The following is a 22,106-nucleotide window of genomic DNA, read 5'->3' as shown; positions in this document are numbered from 1 at the left end:
CCGATGCGCCGCGGCCCGTTGAGGCCAAATCCTGGATGCCCTAGGCGTGCCAGATCTCGTCGCGGTACTCGCGGATGGTGCGGTCGGACGAGAAGTGGCCGGAGTTGGCGATGTTCATCAGCGCCATCCGCTGCCAGGTGCGGGTGTCGTCGTAGACTGCCGTGAGCTCGTCCCAGGCCTGGACGTAGCTCGCGAAGTCGGCGAGGACGAAGTCGTAGTCGTTGTTGTTCATGAGCTCGGCCTGAATGCTCTCGAAGTTGCCGGACAGGCGCGCGAACGTGCCGTCGACGAGCTGATCGACGCAGCGGCCCACGCCGCCGCGGTCGTTGTTGTAGACGTCCCAGGCGAAGTAGTTGCCGTGGCGCAGCGCCTCGACCTCGCTCTCCTTGAGACCGAAGATCTTCTCGTTCTCAAGACCGGCGAGCTCGGCGATCTCGATGTTGGCGCCGTCGAGCGTGCCGAGGGTGATGGCGCCGTTCATCATGAGCTTCATGTTGGACGTGCCCGACGCTTCCTTGCCGGCCGTCGAGATCTGCTCGGAGATGTCGGTGGCGGGGTAGATGAGCTGAGCGTTGGAGACCGCGAAGTTGGGGATGAACGCCACCTTGATGTACTCGTTCACGCGGTCGTCGTTGTTGATGACGTCGGCGACCGAGTTGATGAGGCGGATGACCTCCTTGGCGAAGGTGTAGGCGCTGGCAGCCTTGCCCGAGAAGATGAACGAGGTCTTGTGGGGCTTGTAGCTGGGATCGTCAAGCATGCGGTTGTAGATGTGCATGACCTTGAAGATGTTGAGCAGCTGGCGCTTGTAGGCGTGGAAGCGCTTCACCTGCACGTCGAAGATCGAGTCGACATCGAGCTCGATGCCGCAGGTGCGCGAGACGTAGGCGGCCAGGCGCTCCTTGTTGGCGCGCTTGGACGCGGCGAGCGCATCGAGGAACTCCTTGTCCTCGGCGTAGGCCTCGAGGCGCTTCAGCTGGGAGGCGTCGCGGTACCAGGCATCGCCGATCTTGGAGGTGATGAGCTTCGAGAGCGTCGGGTTCGCGTTGCCCAGGAAGCGGCGGGGCGAGATGCCGTTGGTCTTGTTGTTGAACTTCTGGGGAGCCAGCTCATAGAAGTCATGCAGCGTGTCGCGCTTCAGGATGTCGGTGTGCAGCTGGGCGACGCCGTTGACGGAGTGCGAGCAGATGACCGAGAGGTTGGCCATGCGCACCTGGCCGTCCCACAGGATGGCGGTGTTGCGCAGCTTGTCCTGCCAGTGGTCGATGTCGCGCGGGAAGGACTCCATGAAGCGGCGATTGATCTCGTCGATGATCATGTAGACGCGCGGCAGCAGGCGGCGGAACGTGTCGATGGGCCACTTCTCGAGGGCCTCGGGAAGGACCGTGTGGTTGGTGTAGGAGACCGAGCGCGTGACGATGTCCCACGCGGTATCCCAATCCAGGCCCTCCTGGTCCATGAGCAGGCGCATGAGCTCGGCGCCGCACATGGCGGGGTGCGTGTCGTTGGTGTGGATGGCCACCAGCTCGGGGAAGCGGTCCCACGCGTCGGTGCCGTAGTCGCTCTTGTAGGTGCGCAGGATGGAGGCGAGACCCGCGGCGACGAACAGGTACTCCTGCTTCAGGCGCAGGATGCGGCCGTGCTCGCCCGCGTCGTTGGGGTACAGGATCTCGGAGATGGCCTCGGCGTCGGTGCGGAACTTGTTGGCCTTGGCGTAGTCGCCCGCGTTGAAGGCATCGAGGTCGAAGTCGGCCGCGGCCGGCTCGGCGCTCCAGAGGCGCAGGCGGTTCACGGTCTTGCCGCCGTAACCCACGATGGGCACGTCGTAGGGGACGGCCTCGATGAGCTCGCCGCCCTCGACACTGAAGCTGAAGGTGCCGTCCTCGTTACCGTGGCGCACGACCTCGCCGCCGAAGCGCACGAGCACGCAGCTCTCGGGATGCTTGGTCTCCCACGGATAGCCCTTGGCCAGCCAGTTGTCGGTCACCTCGACCTGACGGCCGTCGCGAATCTCCTGACGGAACAGGCCGTAGCGGTAACGCATGCCGTTGCCGAAGCCCAGGATGCCCTCGGCTGCCATGGAGTCGAGGAAGCAGGCGGCCAGGCGGCCGAGACCGCCGTTGCCCAGGCCGGGGTCGCCCTCTTCGCTGAGCAGGTCGTCAAGATCGATACCCATCTCGTCGAGGCCCTGCGCGACGACGTCGCGTACGCCATAGTTGAGCAGGTAGTTATCGAGCAGAGGGCCCATCAGGAACTCGAGCGAGAAATAGTAGACCTTCTTCTGGTCGCTCTTCCCGTTCTCGGAGTCGGACAGGGCGAACTGGCGGTTTGCGCGGGTTGCGATGAGCTTGGCGAGAGCGCGATAGCGCTCCGCGGACTTGGCGGCATCGATGTCCTTGCCGACCTCGGCCATCAGCATGGCGCGATAATCGCGCTTGAAGTCCTCAGTCGTCTCGAATAGCTTTGCCATACGGTGTTCTTCTCCCCTTTGATCGGTTTACTTCTCCGCAGCATCCGTGCGCTTGGAGGAAGCCTTTCTGGTGGAAGATGCGGACGAGCCGGTCTTCCGGGTGCCTTTCGGCGTCTTCGCGGCTTTCGCCGTGGAGGATGAGGTTGAGGCGGACGCGGAGGTGGTCTTCGCGGCCGCAGGTGTGGCCTTGGTTGTCTTCGTTGCGGTCGACGCGGTCTTTCTTGCCGTCGTCTTCTTCGCGGTCGTCGTGGCCTTCTTGGTCGTCGTCTTCTTCGCGGTGGAGGTGGCTGCCTTGGTCGTCGTCTTCGCGGTCTTCTTGGTCGCGGTCGACGTGCCGGCTGCCTTCTTCTTCGCGGTCGACGTCGTGCGGGTCTTCTTGGGCTTGGGCGGCTTGTAGGAGCTCGGTCCCTGGCGCTTGAGCACGATGCCCGCCAGCGGGGGAACGAGCAGCTCGATGGAGTCATCGAAGCCGTGCATGGGCTCGGGATGGCTCGAGAGTGCGCCCTCGTTGTGCTTCCCGGAACCGCCATAAGACGGGTCGTCGGAGTTGAAGATCTCGATGTAGTCGCCTTCGCGCGGGACACCCATGCGGAAGGTTTCGTAGTATGCCGGATCGAAGTTGATCAGGACGACCAGGTCGTTGTCAGGGTCGTCGCCGTGGCGCACGAAGGAGACGATGGACTGGTCGGAGTTGTTCGGGTCGATCCACTCGAAGCCCTCCTGCGTGTAGGCGTGCTCCCACAGCGCGGGCTGCTCGGTGTAGAGGTGATTGAGCGCCTTGATGAACTGCTGGTGCTTGGCGTGGGTCTCGTACTGGTCGGTCAGGAACCACTGGATGGACTCGTAGTAGCGCCACTCGATGAACTGCGCAATCTCGTTGCCCATGAAGTTCAGCTTGGCACCGGGGTGCGTCATCTGATAGAACGCGAGGGTGCGCAGGCCGGCGAACTGGCGCCACCAGTCGCCAGGCATACGGCCGATCAGCGAGCACTTGCCGTGCACGACCTCGTCATGGGAAAGCGGCAGGATGAAGTTCTCCGAGAAGGAGTACATGATGGAGAACGTCAGCAGGTTGTGGTTGCCGGGACGCCACGGGAAATCGGTCTGCATGTAGTGCAGGGTGTCGTTCATCCATCCCATGTCCCACTTGTAGTTGAAGCCCAAGCCGCCGTCCTCGGGCGGGTAGGTGACAAGCGGCCATGCCGTGGACTCCTCGGCCATCATCATGACGTCCGGGAAGGCTTGCGATACGGTGGTGTTGACGCGGCGGATGAAATCGATGGCGTCAAGGTCGCCCTCATCGCCATACTTGTTGAACTTCTTCTGCGAGGGATCGTCCACGCCGAAGTTGAGGTAGAGCATGCTCGACACGCCGTCCATGCGGATGCCGTCGGCGTGGAACTCCTCGATCCAGAACAGCACGTTGGAGATCAGGAAGCTGCGGACCTCGCCGCGGCCGAAGTCGAACTTGTGCGTGCCCCAGTTGGGATGGATCTCGCGCTCGTAGAGCATGTGGCCGTTAAACGTGGCCAGACCCTGGGCGTCGGCGCAGAAGCCGCCGGGGACCCAATCCAGGATGACGCCGATGCCCGCGGCGTGGCAGGCATCGATGAAGTGCATGAACTGCTTCGGCTCACCGTAGCGCGAGGTCACGGAGTAGTAGCCCGTTCCCTGATAGCCCCACGAACCGTCGAAGGGGTGCTCCTGGACTGGCATGACCTCGATATGGGTGTAGCCCATCTGCTTGACGTAGTCGACGAGCTCCACGGACAGGTCGTCATAGGTGTAGTACTCGCCGCGCTGCGCGGGGAAGGGATCCATCGGTCCGGGGTAGTTGCCGTTCTCGTCGGGATCGCCCTGCGGCTCATCGCCGTGGCGGCGCCAGGAGCCCAGATGGACCTCGTAGATGTTCAGGGGCTGCTTCATATGGTCCGAGCCGCGACGGCGCTCCATGTAGGCGCCATCAGCCCACTCGTAACCGGTGATGTCCATCAGGCGCGAGGCGGTTCCGGGAACCTGCTCGCTGTAGAAACCGTAGGGGTCGGCCTTGTAGAGCAGCTTGCCCTCGTCGGTCTCGATGACGTACTTGTACAGGTCGCCCTGGGAAAGGCCGGGCACGAAGCCCTGCCACAGGCCGCCGGTCGGAAGCGGGGTAAGGGGGCAGGCCCACTCGTCCCATCCGTTGAAGTCGCCGATGACGTGCACGCTTTTGACGTCGGGCGCCCACACGCAGAAGCGCCATCCGTCGACGCCGTCCTGAGTATCGGGGTGGGCCCCCATCTTCTCCCAGCTGCGGTTCCAGGAACCCTGGGCAAAAAGATGGATGTCGTCCTCGGTGATGATCAGGCAGGGTTCAGTGCCGTTTGCCGGGGACGCCGTCTTCGTCTCGTCGAGCTCAGCATGCGTGCGGTCCAACATGTCCGTCCAATCGACGTGGATGGTGCGTGCCATCCGAAGCGGATAAACGGTTGCGATGCGGTCGAGCCATGAAGAGTGGGTCGGCAACAACGCAACATCCATAATTTAACACTTGCGTGCACGCCCGAAGCGCTCAACACGAGAGACGGTCGTTTTTCAGGTGTGTGCGTTCTGGCAGATTTGGCAATCTGGTCCCCTGTCGCCCCATTGCCTGAGTCGGTATCCTTTGGAACGGGGCGGTTTTCAGTCATCGAAGCTTCGAGCGTGCAGGGATAGGACGCCTTTTGCTAGGATTACGACCGGGCACGGGACCTTTCGGCCGCGCCTGGGCTTCGCCGCTGGCGAGCCCGTTCGAGTCTGAGGAGGATTGCCATGTCGACCCGTTCTCTTGAGGCCCCTGCGGCCTTCATCTTCGACTGCGACGGCACGCTGCTGCAGTCGATGGGCATGTGGCTTACGGTCCAGCCCGAGCTGCTCGCGAGCTATGGTGTGCAGGTGACGGCGGACGATTTCGCTGAGTTCGAGTCGCTGCCCATGATCGGGGAGTGCGAGGGGTATCACCGCAAATGGGGCGTCGGCGCCGACGCGCACGAGGTGTACGACCGGCTCATGGCCATGCTGCTTGCGCACTACCGCTCCGACGTGCCGCTGCGACGCGGCGTTCGCGAGTTCCTCGATGCGGCGAACGCCGCCGGCATCCCCATGGCCATCGCGACCTCGACGCCCGTCGTGGCCGTCGAGACCGGCCTTCAGGCCACGGGCATCCGTGATTTCTTCGAGGTCATCGTCACGACCGAGGACGCTGGAGCCTCCAAGGACCATCCGGACGTCTACGACCTGGCGCTGCGACGGCTGTGCGCCGCCCGCGGGATGGATGTGCCCGCGCGCAGTGAGGTCTGGGTGTTCGAGGACGCGCCGTTCGGCTTGAAAAGCTCGGGCTCCGTCGGGTACCGCAGGGTCGGTATCTTCGATTCGGAGGGACGCGGCACGCGCCCCGTCGTACAGGCGAACTGCGAGATCTTCATCGACGAGTTCAGCGAGCTCTCGCTCGACCGCATCCGTTCGTTTGAGGAGCGCTCGTGAGCGCTCCTGCGGCCCCGCGCCGCGTGTGCGTGATCGGTGGGTCTCCGCAGGCGTCCGCGCCGGACACCGTGCGCGCCGCTGCCGCCACGTGCGATGTCGTCGTCGCCGTCGATCGGGGCCTGGACGCCGCCCTTGCGGCGGATGTTGCGGTCGACCTGTTCTGCGGCGACGCCGATTCGGTCAGCGAGGCGGGTGCCGCGCTCGTGCGTGCGACTGAGCGCGGCGACGGCACGGCCGCATTCGCTGTCGAGCGCTATAACCCGCACAAGGACTTCACCGACCTGTCGCTTGTGTTGCGCGCGGTGACGGAGCGATGGGGTACGCCCTCCCTCGTGTGCACCTGCCTTTCGGGTGGCAACCCCGACCACCTGCTCGGCGTCTTCGGGCGCCTCGCGTCGTGGGGAAGTGCCGTCGAGCTGATCGAGGATGGCTTTATCGGGCGCGTGCTGCACGCGGGCGAGGCGTGGACCATCGAAGGACGCGCAGGTGCGCGCTTCTCCTTCATTCCGCTTTCAAGCGAGGTTATGGTTTCCGAGCGCGGTATGCGCTGGGAGCTCGACCACCATCGCGTCGAGCTGCTGAGCGATCTGGGCATCTCCAACGTCATCGAGCGCGATGCCGCCACCATAACCAACCACACCGGCACCCTCATCTGCTGGGCCTTTCAATAAAAAGAGCGCCGCATAGCGGCGCTCACCAATTTCCCCCATTGCAGATTACCCGCAGCAAGGAATACGCAGGAAGCCCCCGCGGGCTTTCCCTGAGAAACAATCCGCAGGCCGAAGGCCGAGGACGTTTCGAAGGGAAACCCGCGGGGGCTTCCGGTGGGAGTTACCCCTTACTGATAATCGAACACGTCGATGCAGCTCATGAGGAACTCATCGTTGGCACCGCCGCGCTTGCGGGCAAGCTCGGAGGCGGCGACGATGGACAGATAGCTGCGGACGATCTGGACCGGCTCGTCGGCGCGGTCGCAGTACAGCTCGAGGTAGGCGTCGGCCTGCTGCTTGTCCTGCAGGGCGAACAGCAGGTAGGTCATGGCGGCGTCAGCGGCGGGAGCGCCCTGGGTGGCGTGTGCCCAGTCGCAGACGTAGAGCTGACCGTCGTCACCCACGATGACGTTGGTGGGGTTGAAGTCGCCATGGCAGACGTTGGTCTCGAGCTTCATGCCGTCAAGACGCTGCAGCAGGTCGTAGCGCGTGGAAGCGTTGAGCTCCTCGAGGGAGTTGATCATACGCGCATACTTGTCGCGCTGACGGGGGAGCAGCGGGGAGCGGAAGGAGTGAATCTCGATCTGCAGGTCCACGAACTGCTCGAGGTACTCGTAGAAGCGAGCGGGCTCAGCGACCATCTTCTCGGCGAGGGTGGTGCCGGGGACCTTGCTGGTGACAAGCGCCCAGCCGCCGTCCTCGATCTGCGTGACCTCAAGGGCGCGCGGGCTGCGGATGCCGCACTCGTTGATGCGGGCGAGGTTCAGGGCCTCGTTGAACACGTCCGAGACGGGCTTGGTCTCGTTGAAGACCTTGACGATCTTGTCGCCGAGGTCGTAGACGACCTTGTTGCCGCGGCGGGCGAGCTCGACCTTGGTATCGGGAAGAATCATGGCGCTACCGTCCTTTCTGTGGTTTGCACCATCTACTTATACCCGGGGAACACGCGGGCGTATCCCCCGGGCGACACGCACTTTCGAGGATGTTCCTCGATTAGGCCTCGTAGCTCTGGGGCTCGCGGCCGTAGTAGGCGTCGAGGTAGAGCTCCTTGATTTCGCTGATGAGCGGGTAGCGCGGGTTGGCGCCGGTGCACTGGTCGTTGAAGGCCTGCTCGCTCATCTCGTCGAGGGTCTCGAGGAAGTACTTCTCGTCGACACCGTACTCGGCGATGGTCTTCTTGATACCGATGGACTCCATGAGCTCCTCGAGCTTGGCGATGAAGTTCTCGAAGACCTCGTGGTCGTCCTTGCCGGTGCAGCCGCAGTAACGGCCGAGGTCGGCGTAGTCCTTGAGCGCATGCGGATACTGGTACTGGGAGAAGGTGCCCATCTTGACGGGCTTCTCAGCAGCGTTGTAGCGCATGATGCGGGTGAGGATGACGGCGTTGGCCAGGCCGTGGGGCAGGTGATGGTAGGCACCGAGCTTGTGGGCCATGGAGTGGTTCACGCCGAGGAAGGCGTTGGCGAAGGCCATGCCGGCGAGGCAGGAAGCATTGTGCATCTCCTCGCGGGCGTGCGGGTCGGCGGCGCCCTTCTCGTAGGCCGCGGGCAGGTTCTCGAAGACGAGCTTGGCGGCGCGCATGGAGAGGCCCTTGGTGTAGTCGGAGGCCATGATGGAGACGTAGGACTCGATGGCGTGCGTCATGACGTCGATACCGGAGGCGCAGGTGAGGCCCTTGGGCGCGGTCATGGCGTTGTCGACGTCGACGATGGCCATGTTCGGCAGCAGCGCGTAGTCGGCGATCGGCCACTTGATGCCGGTCTCGGCGTCGGTGATGATCGCGAACGGGGTCACCTCGGAGCCGGTGCCCGAAGAGGTCGGGACGGCGACGAAGTAAGCCTTCTCACCCATCTTGGGGAAGGTGAAGACGCGCTTGCGGATGTCCATGAAGTCCATGGCGGCATCCTCGAAGTTGACCTCGGGGTGCTCGTACATGAGCCACATGATCTTGCCGGCGTCCATGGCGGAGCCGCCGCCGACGGCGATGATGACGTCGGGCTCGAAGGCGCGGATGCGCTCGACGCCCTTCATGGCGTCCTGCAGGCGCGGGTCGGGCTGGATGTCATAGAAGGAGTCGTGAGCGACACCCATCTCGTCGAGCTTGGCCTCGATGGCGCGGCAGTTGCCGTTCTTGTAGAGGAACTGGTCGGTGACGATGAAGGCGCGCTTCTTGCCCATCACGTTGCCGATCTCGTCGAGAGCGACGGGCGTGCAGCCCTTCTTGAAGTAGATCTTCTCGGGAGCCCTGAACCAGAGCATGTTCTCGCGGCGCTCGGCCACGGTCTTGATGTTGAGCAAGTGCTTCACCCCAACATTCTCGGAGACGGAGTTGCCACCCCAGGAGCCGCAGCCCAGCGTGAGGGACGGCTTCATGCCGAAGTTGTACAGGTCGCCGATGCCGCCCTGGGAGGACGGGGTGTTGATCACGATGCGGCACGCCTTCATGGTGTCCTCGAACAGCGCGATCTTCTCCTTCTCGGCGGGGTGCACGTACAGGGACGCGGTGTGGCCCGGGCCGCCGGCGAGCACGAGGTGCTCGGCCTTGTCCACGGCCTCCTGGAAGGTCTTGGCGTGATACATGGCCAGGACGGGGGAGAGCTTCTCGTGGCTGAACTCCTCGGTCGCGGGGTCGGTGGAGGTGACCTCGGCGATCAAGATCTTGGTCTTCGGCGGCACGGAGATACCGGCGAGCTCGGCAATCTTGGCGGCGGGCATGCCGGGGATGCGGTGGTCGAGCGCGCCGTTCTTGAACATGGTCTCGCGCAGGGCCTCGAGCTCCTTGCCCTTCTTGACGAAGTAGCAGCCGCGGCGCTCGAACTCGGCCTTGACCTGGTCGTAGACGGAGTCAAGCGCGGTCACGGACTGCTCCGAGGCGCAGATCATGCCGTTGTCGAAGGTCTTGGAGTGGATGATGGAGTTGACGGCGTTCAGGATGTCGGCCGTCTCGTCGATGACGACGGGGGTGTTGCCGGCGCCGACGCCCAGGGCGGGCTTGCCGCTGGAGTAGGCGGACTTGACCATGCCGGGGCCGCCGGTGGCGAGGATGATGTCGACATCGCTCATGAGCTTGCTGGTAAGCTCGAGGGTGGGCCGATCGATCCAGCCGATGATGCCCTCGGGGGCGCCGGCCTTGACGGCGGCGTCGAGCACGACCTTGGCGGCGGCGATGGTGCACTGGGCCGCGGCGGGGTGCGGGGAGATGATGATGGCGTTGCGGGTCTTCAGGCAGATGAGGCACTTGAAGATAGCGGTCGAGGTCGGGTTGGTGGTCGGGATGACCGCGCCGACGACGCCGATGGGCTCGGCGACCTTGGTGATGCCGTAGGCCTCATCGCGCTCGATCACGCCACAGGTCTTGGTGTTCTTGTACGCGTTGTAGATGTACTCGGCCGCGTAGTGGTTCTTGATGACCTTGTCCTCGAGAACGCCACGCTTGGTCTCCTCGACGGCCATCTTGGCCAGAGGGATACGGGCCTTGTTGGCCGCCATGGCAGCCTCGTAGAAAATCTTGTCCACCTGCTCCTGGGTGTAGGTGGCGAAGACCTTCTGGGCCTCGCGCATGCTCGCGAGTTTGGCCTCGAAGGCCTCAATCGAATCTACGATTGCGGGGGCGGCTTCGACCGTTGGCTTTTTTGCCATGCTGAGCTCCTTTTCATCGGTGCCTGCCTATGACTCGTATTCTATATAAGGTGACCCGCGCGAAGGGTGTCTTTGAGAAATCTTTGCCGTAAACGGTCGATTGAAACGCTTCAACAAGCGAAACATGACCGATATATGACAAAGATATGAAGAAGGGCTGATGCGCAAGTACCCACATGTACCTAAATCAACCTCGCAAAACCGTCAGTTCATCCAAAATGAGTCCACTTTGACCACAAAACAAATGAAACGCTTCAATTATTAAGGCGTAGGGGAGCGCATTGGTGTTAGATGATTTCGTGCCGTGCCATTGGGTCGGAGGTATCGCCTCGTCGGTGTCTCCGAACGGCGGGAGATGTAGGGCTCGCTGGACCCCCTATGGTGATATGACGTTCGCTACATATTCATGTGTCCAAATGTTCGGCTGCCGGAGATGTTCTTGCATATGCTGCAGGGGCGGGGTACCCTGTCTCCACCGCACAAAGCACGGGCTTATGTAGATTCCGCACATATCCCGTGTTCTGTGCTATAGTGCAATGCTGTTTGTTCATGCGGCTGTCCGACTGCCGTCCAAGGAGGTTACCTGATATGTCTAAGGTTTGTGAGATCTGCGGTAAGCACCCCGTTGCTGGTCGCTCCATTAGCCACTCGCACCGCGTCGCAATTCGCAAGTTCCGTCCCAACATCCAGCGTGTCTACGTTGTTGTTGACGGTCACCGTCGCAAGATGAACGTTTGCACCAACTGCCTCAAGTCCGGCAAGGTTGCCCGTTCCTAATTCGCCTTAACGGCAGACAGCGCGTGAACCGAGCAATCGGATAGCAAATGTTCAGGCACCCCACGGGGTGCCTTTTCTTTTCCGTACCGACCTTGCGAATCTCCTGGTCTGGCTACAAGGACCGATCGCTTTGCCAGGACGTTTGCCCGCCATCGAGCAGGGCTGTTGGTCAAGACGCCTTCATGGCGCGTTGTTTGGTGTTTATGAATCGCGAGCGCCCAAGATAGGCCGAACGAAATTCGGAAAGAATAGGTTCCGCACGAACATGTAGATATATAAGAGGGGAGAGCGGCACGTGACGATCTTCCGGTTTCTCAGAGCGCATAAGCTCAACTTCCTGATCGCCCTGGTCCTGCTCTTTGCGCAGGCGAACTTTGAGCTCACGCTTCCTGGCATCATGAGCGATATCGTCGATGTCGGTATCGGGCAGGGCGGTATCGCCAGCCCCGTGCCGGAACAGATCGGCTCCGACGACCTTTCCCGTGTCGAGCTGTTCCTAACCGATAAGGAGGCGGCGCACATCGAGTCCTCTTACAGCGCTCCGGATGCCAGCGGTGTTCGCACCTTTACCGGCACCGAACAGGACCGCGAGACCATCGAGGGACCTATGGCCGAGGCCGAGGCGATCGTCTATCAGGTCGATCAAAGCGCTTCTGGCGACGCGCTCGCCGATGCGAGCGGTGCCGGCAACCTTGCTTCTGGCTCCCTGTCCGACCTGCGCGGTCAGCTGATCGAGAAGCTCGGGGACACGGATGGGTCTCTCGTCCGGTCGCGTGCCATTCAATATGTCGAGCAGGCGTATCGCGACGCCGGCGTCGATCTTGGCCGCGTTCAGTCCGACTACCTGGTGCGACAGGGCCTCATCATGCTCGGCATCGCGCTCGCCTCCGCTGCCTGCGCGATCCTCGCGGCCCTCAACGCGAGCCGAACCTCTGCCACGATTGCGCGTGACCTGCGTCATGAGCTCTTCGAGCACGTCTTGGACTACTCGCCTGCCGAGATGAACAAGTTTTCCGCCGCCTCGCTCATCACGCGTGCGACCAACGATATCCAGCAGATCCAGATGGTCACCGTCATGTGCCTTCGCATCGTGTTGTTCGCCCCCTGCATGGGGCTGGGGGCCGTGGTACGCGTCCTGTCGACGCCTACAGGTATGGAGTGGATCTTGGTCGTGGCGATTGTCGCCATCGCGATCGCTATCGGCGTCCTCATGGGGGCCACGCTGCCCAAGTTCAAGATCATGCAATCCCTCGTCGACCGCAACAACCTCGTCGCGCGCGAGATCCTCACTGGCATCATGCCCATTCGCGCCTTCGGTCGCCAGCAGTACGAGGAGGAGCGCTACGACCGGGCGAACCGCGAGCTCACCGCGACCTATATCTTCACCAACCGCTGCATGACCCTGCTCATGCCCGTCATGATGATCGTCATGAACGCGACGACCGTCGGCATCGTGTGGTTCGGCGCCCAGGGAGTCGATGCGGGCAGCCTGCAGGTCGGAACGCTCATGGCGTATATCAACTACGTCATGCAGGTCATCATGAGCTTCATGATCCTCACCATGATCTCGGTCATGCTGCCGCGCGCCAGTGTGGCGGCCGATCGCGTGCAGGAGGTGCTCGACACCGCGACGTCCATCCGCGACCCCGAGCCTCAGGCGCGCGTCTCGCGCGAGGGCGATGAGGGCTGGCGCGGCGTGGTCGAATATCACGATGTGACCTTCTCCTACCCGGATGCGGACGTGCCGACGCTCGAGCACATCAGCTTCACGGCCGAGCCGGGGCGCACGACCGCCATCATCGGCTCCACCGGCTGCGGTAAGTCCACGCTCGTGCAGCTCATCCCGCGCCTCTACGACGTGACGGAGGGTGCGATCACGCTCGACGGCGTCGACATCCGCACCATCGACTTGGCAGAGCTTCGGCGCACAATCGGCTATGTCCCGCAGCAGCGCATGCTGTTCAGCGGAACCATAAAGAGCAACATCAAGTTCGGTGACGAGGCGATGGACGATGACGCCATGGTCGAGGCTGCCTGCATCGCCCAGGCCGTGGAGTTCATCGATGCGAAGCCGGAAGGGTACGACAGCCCCATCAGCCAGGGCGGGTCCAACGTGTCCGGCGGGCAGAACCAGCGCCTTTCCATCGCACGCGCGCTTGCCATCCATCCGAAGGTGCTCGTCTTCGACGACTCGTTCTCGGCGCTCGATTACAAGACCGATGCGACCCTTCGTGCCGAGCTCGCCCGCAGCAGCGCCGGTGCGGCCATCATCATCGTGGCGCAGCGCATCGCGACGATCATGCACGCTGACGAGATTCTCGTGCTCGACGAGGGACGCATCGTGGGACGTGGAACGCACGAGGAGCTGCTGCGCACCTGCCCCGAGTATCTCGAGATCGCCAAAAGCCAACTCTCGGAATCCGAGCTCGGGCTGGCGGGCGGCTACGCCGGCGACGCCGCCGCGCCCGCTTCCGTCCAGAAAGGGGGTGAGCGCTGATGCCCGGTCCGCACCGCCGCGGTCCCGCGTCCGAGCGCGCCCGCGATTTCAAGGGAACCCTCAAGCATCTCGTCATCTATCTCGCGCATGAGCGCATCCCGCTCGTCATAGCGCTCGTATGCGCTGTGGCGTCGGTCGTGTTCAACGTCGTGGGGCCGCGCATCTTGGGTCAGGCCACCACCAAGCTGTTCGAGGGCGTCGCTGCCAAGGTGATGGGCACCGGCTCGATCGATTTCGCCGGCATCGGCTACATCTTGGCGGGGCTGCTGTGCCTGTATGTCACCTCGGCGGCGTTCAACTTCTGTCAGGGATGGCTCATGACCGGGGTCACGCAGCGCGTGTGCTATCGCATGCGCCGCGAGATCGTCGAGAAGATCGACCGCATGCCGCTGTCGTATTTCGAGAGCAACGCGGTGGGCGACGTCCTGTCGCGCATCACCAACGACGTCGATACGGTCGGCCAGTCGCTCAACCAGTGCGTGACGCAGCTCATCACCTCTACGACGCAACTTGTCGGCGTGACGGTGATGATGCTCTCGGTGTCGCTTCCGCTGGCGGGCCTGACGTTTCTCACGGTCCCCGTCTCGCTCGTCCTCGTCGTTCTCGTCGTCCGCGTCTCCCAGCGCTATTTCCGCCAGCAGCAGGCGCTGCTCGGTCGCGTGGACGGCATCATCGAGGAGAGCTTCTCGGGGCAAAACGTCATCAAGGTCTTCAATCGCGAACAGCGCGCCGTGGCCGATTTCGACGGCGACAACGACCTGCTGTTCCAGGCGGGATGGCGCTCGCAGTTCCTGTCCGGCCTCATGCAGCCCATCATGAACCTCGTGGCGAACCTGGCATATGTGGCCGTGGTCTCCTTCGGTGCCTTCCTGGCTATATCCGGCGCGATCACGGTCGGTGACATCCAGGCGTTCATGCAGTACGTCCGCAACTTCACGCAGCCCATCACCCAGCTCACGCAGGTGTCCAACATGCTCCAGATGCTGTCCGCGGCGGCGGAGCGCGTTTTCGAGTTCCTCGATAGCGAGGAGGAGACGCCCGATGCCGTGACGCCTGAGCTCCCTGCTCGCGAGAGGGGAGCGGTCCAGTTCGAGCACGTGCGGTTCGGCTACGTTCCCGATAAGACGATCATCCATGATTTCAGCTGCGACATTCAGCCCGGCCAGACCGTCGCCATCGTGGGCCCGACCGGTGCCGGCAAGACGACCCTCATGAAGCTGCTCATGCGCTTCTACGATGTCGGCGCCGGCTCGATCCGGGTGGACGGCGTCGACGTGCGCGACTGCGCTCGCGATGACCTGCGTGCCAACTTCGCCATGGTCCTGCAGGACACCTGGCTGTTCAAGGGATCGGTGCGCGAGAACATCCGCTACGGACGGGAGGGCGCCAGCGACGACGAGGTATGCGCGGCTGCCCGCGCGGCGCTCGCCGACCACTTCATCCGCACGCTTCCCGGCGGCTACGATTTCGAGCTCAACGAGGACGCCTCCAACGTGAGCCAGGGCCAAAAGCAGCTGTTGACCATCGCGCGCGCATTCATCGCCGACCGCCCGATCCTCATCCTCGACGAGGCGACCTCCAACGTCGACACGCGCACCGAGGAGCGCATCCAGCGCGCCATGGACGCCCTCATGCAGGGCAGGACGAGCTTCGTCATCGCGCACCGCCTGTCGACCATCCGCAACGCCGACGTCATCTTGGTCCTGCGCGACGGCGACATCGTCGAATCGGGCACGCATGACGAGCTGCTCGCGCGCGGCGGTTTCTACGCCGAGCTCTATAACTCCCAGTTCGAGGAGTAACGCACGCGAAGGGCGGGCGTGCAGCGATGGTGCGCCCGCCCCTTTCTCGTCGATGCGCTGGGATTTCTTGTGCACCGGGTGCGGGGTCGCTTGTGTTACGGTTTCAATTCTGACTAAAAGGGTATGATTAACGATTACAATGACCCTACCGTCTTTTGCGCGGTCGCTGCCGTCCGCGCACTTCTGAAAGGATCAACCCCATGTCCAGCACCTCTCGCAACAACATGCATCTTATCGACCGCCGGAGCGCGCTGATCGGCTTCGGCGCCGTCGCGGGCGTCGCCGCATTCGGTCTTGCCGGCTGCGGCGATGTTGACGCTCCCGCACCGGAAGGGTCGGGCGACGCCGCCGAGTCCTCTGACACCGAGGAGATTCAGCTCGATACGCAGGCGTACGACGAGCTCGTCGCCTCGGGGCCCGTCGCCGACGCCGCCGCCGTCGAGGCCAGCACGTGGGCGAGCAAGGTGAAGGAGGCCGGCAAGCTGCGCGTCGGCGGCGTGCAGACGTCCATGCTCTTCTGCCTCATGAACGAGAAGGACAACAAGGTCCGCGGCTTCGATGCCGGCCTGTTCCAGATGCTCACGCGCTACATCCTCGGTGACGAGAACGCCTATGAGCTCACGCAGGTCACGTCCGACACGCGCGAGTCCGTCCTCACGAACGACCAGGTCGATACCGTCTTTGCCACCTACTCGATCACCGACGACCGCAAGAAGCTCATCTCGTTTGCCGGCCCCTACTACACCACGCAGCAGGGCATCCTCGTGATGGCCGACAACGGCGACATCAACGGGGTCGACGACCTCGCGGGTAAAAACGTCGCCGCCCAGTCTGGCTCCACGGGCCCGACCGTCCTGGAGGAGTACGCCCCCGAGGCGAAGATCCAGGAGTTCACCACCGACGAGGAGGCGCGCACCGCCCTCGAGCAGGGTCGCGTCGACGCCTACGTCATCGACGTGACGATGCTCATGAGCGACATGGTCAAGCGCCCCGGCAAGTACAAGCTCGCCGGCGAGGAGTTCGGTCCCGTTGACGCCTACGGCATCGGCCTGCCGCTCGACTCCGACGGCGTCTCCTTCGTGAACGGCTTCCTCGAGCAGATCGAGGAGAGCGGCCTGTGGGCCGACCTGTGGCAGGTCTGCATCGGCGACCGTGCCGAGATCGACGAGGCGCCCGAGCCTCCCGCGATCGGCGCGTAAGGACGCGTCCGCCCCGCGCGCGGGGCGCCCCACGTTCGGTTGCGGCGGCGTACGGGATGCTTCCTGTGCGCCGCCGTGCGATATACCGTGCTCAGTTCATCTTCGACACACGCTAGGGAGGTCGCATGGGACTCAACGAGCTGCTGTCCACCTACGGGCAGGACTACCTGTCCGCCCTGCTCACCACCTGGTGGATGACGGCGGTCGCCTTCGCCTTCGTGATGGTGCTCTCGGTGCTCATCACGGTGATGCGCATCTCGCCGCTCAAGCCCCTGCGTATCGTGGGCGACCTGTACGTCCAGATCTTTCGCAACATACCCGGTATCGCCTTGCTCGTCATCATCGTGTACGCCCTGCCCAACCTGCGGCTCGTGCTCGACTACACGGTGTGCGTCATCGTCGCCACGATCCTCATGGGCTCGGCCTTCGGCTCTGAGAACTTCATGAGCGGTATCAATACGATCGGTGTCGGGCAGATCGAGGCCGCCCGCTCCTTGGGCCTCACGTTCGGGCAGATCATCCGCCAGATCGTGATCCCCCAGGCGCTGCGCTCCGCGGTCCTTCCCATGACCAACCTGCTGATCGCCGTGATGCTCACCACCTCGCTCGGCTCCCAGGTGCCCATGAGCCCGGAGGAGCTCACCGGTATCGTCTCCTACATCAACACGCGCTCCACCGGCGGCGTGCTGGCCTTTTTGATCGCTGCCCTCGGCTATGTGGGCAGCGCGGTTGTCATCAGCTTCGTCGGCAACCGCCTGGACAAGAAGGTGAGGATTCTGCGATGAGTGCTTCCACCAAGCCCTTGAGCATCCGCGACGCCCTGTACGAGCAGCCCGGTCCCCGTACGCGCCGCCGCATGATCGTCGGCACGGCCGTCTCCGCCGTGCTCGTCGCCATCGGCATCGCGCTTATCGTGCGCCAGTTCTATATCACCGGCCAGCTCGCGCCGCGCTACTGGACGTTTTTGGCGCAGCCGACCACCTGGCGCTACCTGCTCCAGGGTTTCAGGGGGACCGTCTCGGTGGCGCTGGTCGCCGGCGCCCTGGCGCTCGCCTTGGGCCTCGTGCTCATGCTCGGCCGCACGAGCGGCGTAAAGCCGCTGTCTGCCGCGTGCCGCGCGGTTACCGATTTCTTCCGCGGCGTGCCGAGCCTTTTGCTCATCTACTTCTTCTTCCTGGTCGTTCCGCAGTACGGCATCAAGCTCTCGGCGTTCTGGATGATCACCTTGCCCGTCGCGCTCGCCGCCTCGGGCGTGCTCGCAGAGGTCCTGCGCGCTGGCGTCAACGCCGTGCCGCGCGGCCAGGTCGAGGCGGCCCTGTCGCTCGGCATGCGCCCGGCGCGCATCATGTTCAAGATCGTGCTTCCTCAGGCGATCCGCTACGTGATCCCCTCGCTCATCTCGCAGCTGGTCGTCGTGGTCAAGGACACGACCGTCGCGTATGTGGTGAGCTATCCGGATCTCATGCAGAACGCGCGCGTGCTCATCACCAACTACGACGCCCTCGTGTCGATGTACTTCACGGTCGCCATCATCTACATCCTGTTGAACTTCGCCATCAACAAGCTGTCCGCCCTTGTCGCCGATCGCTTGGGTGTGAAGATCATCCGCTAACCGTAGTCTCCCATGACCGAAAAGGGGATTCGCATGCAACCGCAAAAAGCCCAAGAGACGCCCGTCATCGAGCTTCGCCATGTCGACAAGCACTACGGTGACCTTCACGTGCTGCGCGACATCAATCTCAAGGTGATGCGCGGCGAGGTGCTCGTCGTGATCGGCCCGTCGGGTTCCGGCAAGTCGACCATGTGCCGCACGATCAACCGCCTCGAGACCATCGATTCGGGCGAGGTCCTCATCGAGGGCAAGCCGCTGCCGCGCGAGGGACGCGAGCTCGCCGCGATGCGCGCCGAGCTCGGCATGGTGTTTCAGAGCTTCAACCTGTTCGCGCACAAGACGATTCTCGAGAACGTCACGCTCGGCCCGATCGACGTGCTCGGTATGAAGCGTGAGGAGGCGGAGCGCCGCGCCATGGAGCTGCTCGCCCGCGTGGGCGTGGCCGAACAGGCCGACAAAGTCCCCGCGCAGCTGTCCGGTGGCCAGCAACAGCGCGTCGCCATCGCGCGCTCGCTTGCCATGAACCCCAAGGCGATGATGTTCGACGAACCGACGAGCGCGCTCGACCCCGAGATGATCAACGAGGTCCTCGACGTCATGGTCGAGCTCGCGCGGGGCGGCATGACCATGGTGGTGGTCACGCACGAGATGAACTTCGCGCGCCGCGTCGCCGACCGCGTCGTGTTCATGGCGGACGGGCAGATCGTCGAGATGGGCGCCCCTGACGAGTTCTTCGATCACCCCCAGACGCAGCGCGCCCGCGACTTCTTGGATTCCATCAAGGGGCACTGACGGCATCCCGATCAGTTCCGACTGTTCTGTGCGAGTCGGGCGTTCCCTCGTCTCCGCGCACCCGATATGAGAAATGAGGCATCATGGCCAAGCTAGAGGACATCACCGCTGCAGCTCAAGCGGGCGACCGCCCGCTCATTCTTGTCGCGCCGCGTCTGGAGCAGTGCCAGCCGTGCCTCAAGATGCCCGAGGCCCTGGCTCCCGAGGAGACCGCGGCCACGGTGTTCCTCGACGCGATCCTCGCGGCGGGTGGGTTGCCGCTCATCATGCCGCTTACCGAGGATGACGGGGTGCTCGCGCGCATGGTGGACATGGCCGACGGCATCGCGCTTCCGGGCGGTCAGGATGTCAATCCGGCGCTCTGGGGCGATGAGCGCCCCTACGACGAGGCGCTGCTGTGCCATGAGCGCGATGCGTTCGAGCTCCGTCTCATCCGCACTGCGCTCGCGGCGCATAAGCCCCTGTTTGCCACCTGCCGCGGCGCCCAGATGCTCAACGTCGCCCTCGGCGGGTCGCTGTGCATGGACGTCCCCAGCTTTGAGCCGGTCGACGGCATGGCGCTGTGGCGGCACCGTCCGATTCTGAGCGACCCGGCGCACCCGGTCGAGATTCGCGGCGGCTCGCTGCTCGCGCGTGCCGTGGGCGGCTACACGCTCATCCAGGCAAATTCCAGCCACCATTGCTGCGTCGACCGGCTCGGCGACGGCGTGGAGCTCGTGGCGCGCGCCACCGATGGCGTGCCCGAGGGCATCGAGGTGCCCTCTGAGCGCTTCTGCCTGGGCGTGCAATGGCATCCTGAGTACACGTGGCGCACGATGGAGACCGACTTCAACCTGTGGAAGGCCTTTGTCGCGGCTGCGGCAGGCGCTTAAGGACGCAACGGTGCTGACGGCGGTGCGTCAGACTGACGCGGCGACGTCGAGGTATTCCCATACGTTTGCGTACACCGGTATTCCCGCGGCGTTTGCTTCGGACACGAGCTTGGCGCATGCGCCGTCGCCGTTGCCCGAGGGCGTGGCGCAGCAGATGAGCGCCTCGCAGGTGCGCAAGACCTCAAGCGCCTCGCGCACGGCATCCTCGCATCCCTGATCTTCTTCCTGCTCGAAAACAGCTCGCGTCGCAAGCGAGCGCGCGAGGGCGCCGTTGATGTCGCGGTTGCGCAGGATGCCGGTGGCAAAGGGGATGCCGTGGCGTTGGAGCGCCCTGAAGCACGCGGCGGCGTCGTTTTCGCCGACCGCAACGAAGACCCGTGCACACCCGTTCGGACGCGGCAGCTCGACGCTTCCGAAGCTGCCGTTGAAGGTATGGGGACGCAGGTCGTAGAGCCGCTCGATTCGCTGCGGCTCGAAGATCTCCTCCGGCGTTCCCTGCGCCCAGATATGACCCTCGCGTATGCATACGATGCGGTCGGCCGCCTTCATCGCGAGCTCGATCTCGTGGAGGGAGGCGAGGACGGCGACTCCCTCGGTGCGCGCGTGATCCCGGAACAGCTGCAGCATGTCGAGCTGCGCGCGGATGTCCAGATATGAGGTCGGTTCGTCGAGCAGCAGGACGTCCGTGCGCTGTACGAGCGCTCGCGCGATGAGGGCGCGCTGTCGCTGACCGTCGCTCATGTGGGCAAAATCACGGGCGCGAAGCTCCCAGATGCCTGTCTGCTCCATGGCGTGCCGCACGTGCGCGTGATCCTCATCGGTGAGCACGCCGAGGCGGCCGGTGTACGGATACCGCCCCATCTCAATGATATCCTGGCAGGTGAGAAGCTCGGTTTGAGGGCGCGCCGTGAACATCGCGGCGAGTGCGCGCGCACGTTCGCCGGAGCTCAGCGCCTCGAGTGGACGTCCGGCAAGCTCGATGCGCCCCGCCAGCGGAGACAGCTGTCCGGCGATCGTCCGAAGCAGGGTCGTTTTGCCCGATCCGTTGGAGCCGATCAGGGCGACGACTTCGCCGGCCGCCACCTCAAACGAGACGTTCTCGATAAGCGGACGCGCGCCGTGGCCGACAGCGAGCCGGGTGATGCGCAGTGCGGGCATCGGCGCGTCCTGAGCGGTGTGAGCGGTTGTCGACGCGGGGCTGTTCATCATCGGCCTCCTCGTCTGGTCAGCAGAAGGCTGATGACGATCGGCGCTCCGACCACCGCCGTGACGGCAGACACCGACAGCTCGACAGGGGAGAACAGCAAGCGCGCGACGAGGTCGCATCCGCAGCAGAACACCGCCCCGCACAGAAAGCAGGCGGGCGTCACGTGGAGCGGTTTGGATGTTCGAACCGCAATTTTGGCAAGATGGGGCGCGGCGATGCCGACAAAGGAGATGGGGCCCGCGAACGCCACGACGCAGGCGGACAGCAAGCTCGAGACCATCACGATATAGAGGCGCAAGGCCACGATGTTGACACCGACGGTGCGCGCATAGGCCTCGCCGAGCTGATAGGCGCCCAAGGGTTTCGACAGGGCGAAGACGCTGATGGTCGCGGCGGTGACGAAGACGGCGAGAAATGCCGCGTCCGTCCAGCTTGAGCCCGCGAAGCTGCCTTGCGACCAGTTCTGCAGGTTGACGATGTCCTGCTCGTCGGCAAACGCGATCAGAAAGCTGGTCGCAGCGGAGCAGATGTAGCCCACCATGACGCCGGCGACGATCAGGATGCTGACGGATCGGACTCTGCGAGCGATGATGAGGACGAACCCCATCGTCATCAAGGAGCCCAGAAACGCGGCGCCCACCGACATGGCAGGTGTCATGATGCGGCTCGAGCCCAGCACAGCGATCATGACGATCGCGACGGTCAGGCGCGCCCCGGAGGAGATGCCGAGCACGAAGGGGTCGGCGATGGGGTTGGCAAAAAACGTCTGAAGCAGAAAGCCGGATAGCGACAGGGCGCCGCCGAGCAGGATGGCGACGACGATACGGGGTAGACGAATGTCCCAAAGGATGCGGCTTGCCGTCGAGGTGTCCGGGCCTGCTGCTAGCAGGGAAACGATGTCGCTCGGTGCGATGTCGACGCTGCCGGCGACGAGGCTGGCGGCGGCGATGGTGACGAGCAGCGACGCCAGGATGATGTCGACCAGGACGGCGCGCGCTGCCGGTCGCCGGTGTGCGATCGCACCCATG

The 22,106-nt window shown here is 63.9% G+C and carries 16 protein-coding genes; 10 read left to right on the top strand and 6 right to left on the bottom strand.

All coding sequences use genetic code 11. The features are described 5' to 3' along the window. Positions 1-40: 40 nt before the first annotated feature. Entirely contained in the window at positions 41-2,470 is a 2,430-nt protein-coding gene (locus QUW00_RS06925) for a glycogen/starch/alpha-glucan phosphorylase (RefSeq protein ID WP_289613653.1), read from the bottom strand. Positions 2,471-2,497: 27 nt separating this feature from the next. Then, positions 2,498-4,888: a 1,4-alpha-glucan branching protein GlgB gene (glgB, locus tag QUW00_RS06920; RefSeq protein WP_289613652.1), complete on the bottom strand. Its 2,391-nt coding sequence runs from the start codon at positions 4,886-4,888 to the stop codon at positions 2,498-2,500. A gap of 372 nt (positions 4,889-5,260) precedes the next feature. Between glgB and QUW00_RS06915 the strand changes: the two genes are divergently transcribed. Together QUW00_RS06915 and QUW00_RS06910 are read left to right on the top strand one after the other, a co-directional pair. Then, the gene (locus tag QUW00_RS06915) at positions 5,261-5,971 is read left to right on the top strand and encodes an HAD family hydrolase (RefSeq protein WP_289613651.1); all 711 of its coding nucleotides are present in this window, start codon (positions 5,261-5,263) and stop codon (positions 5,969-5,971) included. Then, complete coding sequence (locus QUW00_RS06910; RefSeq protein ID WP_289613650.1) at positions 5,968-6,642, top strand: thiamine diphosphokinase; 675 nt, start codon at positions 5,968-5,970, stop codon at positions 6,640-6,642. Before QUW00_RS06915 ends, QUW00_RS06910 begins: the two co-directional genes overlap by 4 nt. A 167-nt stretch (positions 6,643-6,809) precedes the next feature. On the opposite strand, the gene QUW00_RS06905 is transcribed toward QUW00_RS06910, so the two are convergent. After that, positions 6,810-7,574, bottom strand: coding sequence for a phosphotransferase family protein (locus tag QUW00_RS06905; protein ID WP_289613649.1), 765 nt, complete (start codon positions 7,572-7,574; stop codon positions 6,810-6,812). A 100-nt stretch (positions 7,575-7,674) separates the two neighbouring features. Next, the gene (gene adhE, locus QUW00_RS06900) at positions 7,675-10,320 is read right to left on the bottom strand and encodes a bifunctional acetaldehyde-CoA/alcohol dehydrogenase (RefSeq protein ID WP_289613648.1); all 2,646 of its coding nucleotides are present in this window, start codon (positions 10,318-10,320) and stop codon (positions 7,675-7,677) included. A gap of 588 nt (positions 10,321-10,908) precedes the next feature. Here adhE and rpmB point away from each other — a divergent pair. The 8 genes from rpmB to QUW00_RS06860 all read left to right on the top strand — a co-directional run bounded on the left by rpmB (position 10,909) and on the right by QUW00_RS06860 (position 19,871). Then, positions 10,909-11,097 carry a 50S ribosomal protein L28 gene (rpmB, locus tag QUW00_RS06895; protein WP_066832438.1) on the top strand — a complete coding sequence of 63 codons (189 nt, stop codon included), beginning with the start codon at positions 10,909-10,911 and terminating at the stop codon, positions 11,095-11,097. Between the two features lie 295 nt (positions 11,098-11,392). Beyond that, positions 11,393-13,594 carry an ABC transporter ATP-binding protein gene (locus tag QUW00_RS06890; protein ID WP_289613647.1) on the top strand — a complete coding sequence of 734 codons (2,202 nt, stop codon included), beginning with the start codon at positions 11,393-11,395 and terminating at the stop codon, positions 13,592-13,594. Continuing rightward, positions 13,594-15,396 (top strand): ABC transporter ATP-binding protein, encoded by a 1,803-nt coding sequence (locus tag QUW00_RS06885; RefSeq protein ID WP_289613646.1) that lies wholly within the window; start codon positions 13,594-13,596, stop codon positions 15,394-15,396. Before QUW00_RS06890 ends, QUW00_RS06885 begins: the two co-directional genes overlap by 1 nt. Before the next feature lie 200 nt (positions 15,397-15,596). Further along, positions 15,597-16,595 (top strand): glutamate ABC transporter substrate-binding protein, encoded by a 999-nt coding sequence (locus QUW00_RS06880; RefSeq protein ID WP_289613645.1) that lies wholly within the window; start codon positions 15,597-15,599, stop codon positions 16,593-16,595. Positions 16,596-16,720: 125 nt separating this feature from the next. Beyond that, positions 16,721-17,380 (top strand): amino acid ABC transporter permease, encoded by a 660-nt coding sequence (locus QUW00_RS06875; protein WP_289613644.1) that lies wholly within the window; start codon positions 16,721-16,723, stop codon positions 17,378-17,380. After that, positions 17,377-18,207 (top strand): amino acid ABC transporter permease, encoded by an 831-nt coding sequence (locus QUW00_RS06870; RefSeq protein WP_289613643.1) that lies wholly within the window; start codon positions 17,377-17,379, stop codon positions 18,205-18,207. The genes QUW00_RS06875 and QUW00_RS06870 overlap by 4 nt, the downstream gene beginning before the upstream one ends. 33 nt (positions 18,208-18,240) lie before the next feature. Next, a complete protein-coding gene (locus tag QUW00_RS06865) occupies positions 18,241-18,999 on the top strand; it encodes an amino acid ABC transporter ATP-binding protein (protein WP_289613642.1) in 759 nt (252 codons plus the stop codon). 83 nt (positions 19,000-19,082) lie between these two features. After that, positions 19,083-19,871, top strand: a complete 789-nt coding sequence (locus QUW00_RS06860) for a gamma-glutamyl-gamma-aminobutyrate hydrolase family protein (protein WP_289613641.1) — start codon at positions 19,083-19,085, stop codon at positions 19,869-19,871. A gap of 27 nt (positions 19,872-19,898) precedes the next feature. Here the strand turns inward: QUW00_RS06860 and QUW00_RS06855 are convergent, their stop codons facing one another. Both QUW00_RS06855 and QUW00_RS06850 read right to left on the bottom strand, forming a co-directional pair. Continuing rightward, the gene (locus QUW00_RS06855) at positions 19,899-21,080 is read right to left on the bottom strand and encodes an ABC transporter ATP-binding protein (protein ID WP_289613640.1); all 1,182 of its coding nucleotides are present in this window, start codon (positions 21,078-21,080) and stop codon (positions 19,899-19,901) included. Then, positions 21,077-22,105, bottom strand: a complete 1,029-nt coding sequence (locus QUW00_RS06850; RefSeq protein WP_289613639.1) for a FecCD family ABC transporter permease — start codon at positions 22,103-22,105, stop codon at positions 21,077-21,079. Before QUW00_RS06850 ends, QUW00_RS06855 begins: the two co-directional genes overlap by 4 nt. Between the last annotated feature and the right edge of the window lies 1 nt (position 22,106).

The organism is Collinsella tanakaei, assembly GCF_030373545.1.
In the GTDB taxonomy this organism is placed as follows: domain Bacteria; phylum Actinomycetota; class Coriobacteriia; order Coriobacteriales; family Coriobacteriaceae; genus Collinsella; species Collinsella tanakaei_C.
The sequence above is the reverse complement of the archived record's forward strand: the minus strand, read 5'-3'. Positions and strand labels throughout refer to the sequence as shown.

Bases quoted from the DNA above. Each gene is read 5' to 3' on its own strand.
- QUW00_RS06925 (WP_289613653.1), bottom strand. From the start codon at position 2,470: ATGGCAAAGCTATTCGAGACGACTGAGGACTTCAAGCGCGATTATCGC.
- glgB (WP_289613652.1), bottom strand. From the start codon at position 4,888: ATGTTGGACCGCACGCATGCTGAGCTCGACGAGACGAAGACGGCGTCC.
- QUW00_RS06915 (WP_289613651.1), top strand. From the start codon at position 5,261: ATGTCGACCCGTTCTCTTGAGGCCCCTGCGGCCTTCATCTTCGACTGC.
- QUW00_RS06905 (WP_289613649.1), bottom strand. From the start codon at position 7,574: ATGATTCTTCCCGATACCAAGGTCGAGCTCGCCCGCCGCGGCAACAAG.
- adhE (WP_289613648.1), bottom strand. From the start codon at position 10,320: ATGGCAAAAAAGCCAACGGTCGAAGCCGCCCCCGCAATCGTAGATTCG.
- rpmB (WP_066832438.1), top strand. From the start codon at position 10,909: ATGTCTAAGGTTTGTGAGATCTGCGGTAAGCACCCCGTTGCTGGTCGC.
- QUW00_RS06885 (WP_289613646.1), top strand. From the start codon at position 13,594: ATGCCCGGTCCGCACCGCCGCGGTCCCGCGTCCGAGCGCGCCCGCGAT.
- QUW00_RS06880 (WP_289613645.1), top strand. From the start codon at position 15,597: ATGTCCAGCACCTCTCGCAACAACATGCATCTTATCGACCGCCGGAGC.
- QUW00_RS06875 (WP_289613644.1), top strand. From the start codon at position 16,721: ATGGGACTCAACGAGCTGCTGTCCACCTACGGGCAGGACTACCTGTCC.
- QUW00_RS06870 (WP_289613643.1), top strand. From the start codon at position 17,377: ATGAGTGCTTCCACCAAGCCCTTGAGCATCCGCGACGCCCTGTACGAG.
- QUW00_RS06865 (WP_289613642.1), top strand. From the start codon at position 18,241: ATGCAACCGCAAAAAGCCCAAGAGACGCCCGTCATCGAGCTTCGCCAT.
- QUW00_RS06860 (WP_289613641.1), top strand. From the start codon at position 19,083: ATGGCCAAGCTAGAGGACATCACCGCTGCAGCTCAAGCGGGCGACCGC.
- QUW00_RS06855 (WP_289613640.1), bottom strand. From the start codon at position 21,080: ATGATGAACAGCCCCGCGTCGACAACCGCTCACACCGCTCAGGACGCG.
- QUW00_RS06850 (WP_289613639.1), bottom strand. From the start codon at position 22,105: ATGGGTGCGATCGCACACCGGCGACCGGCAGCGCGCGCCGTCCTGGTC.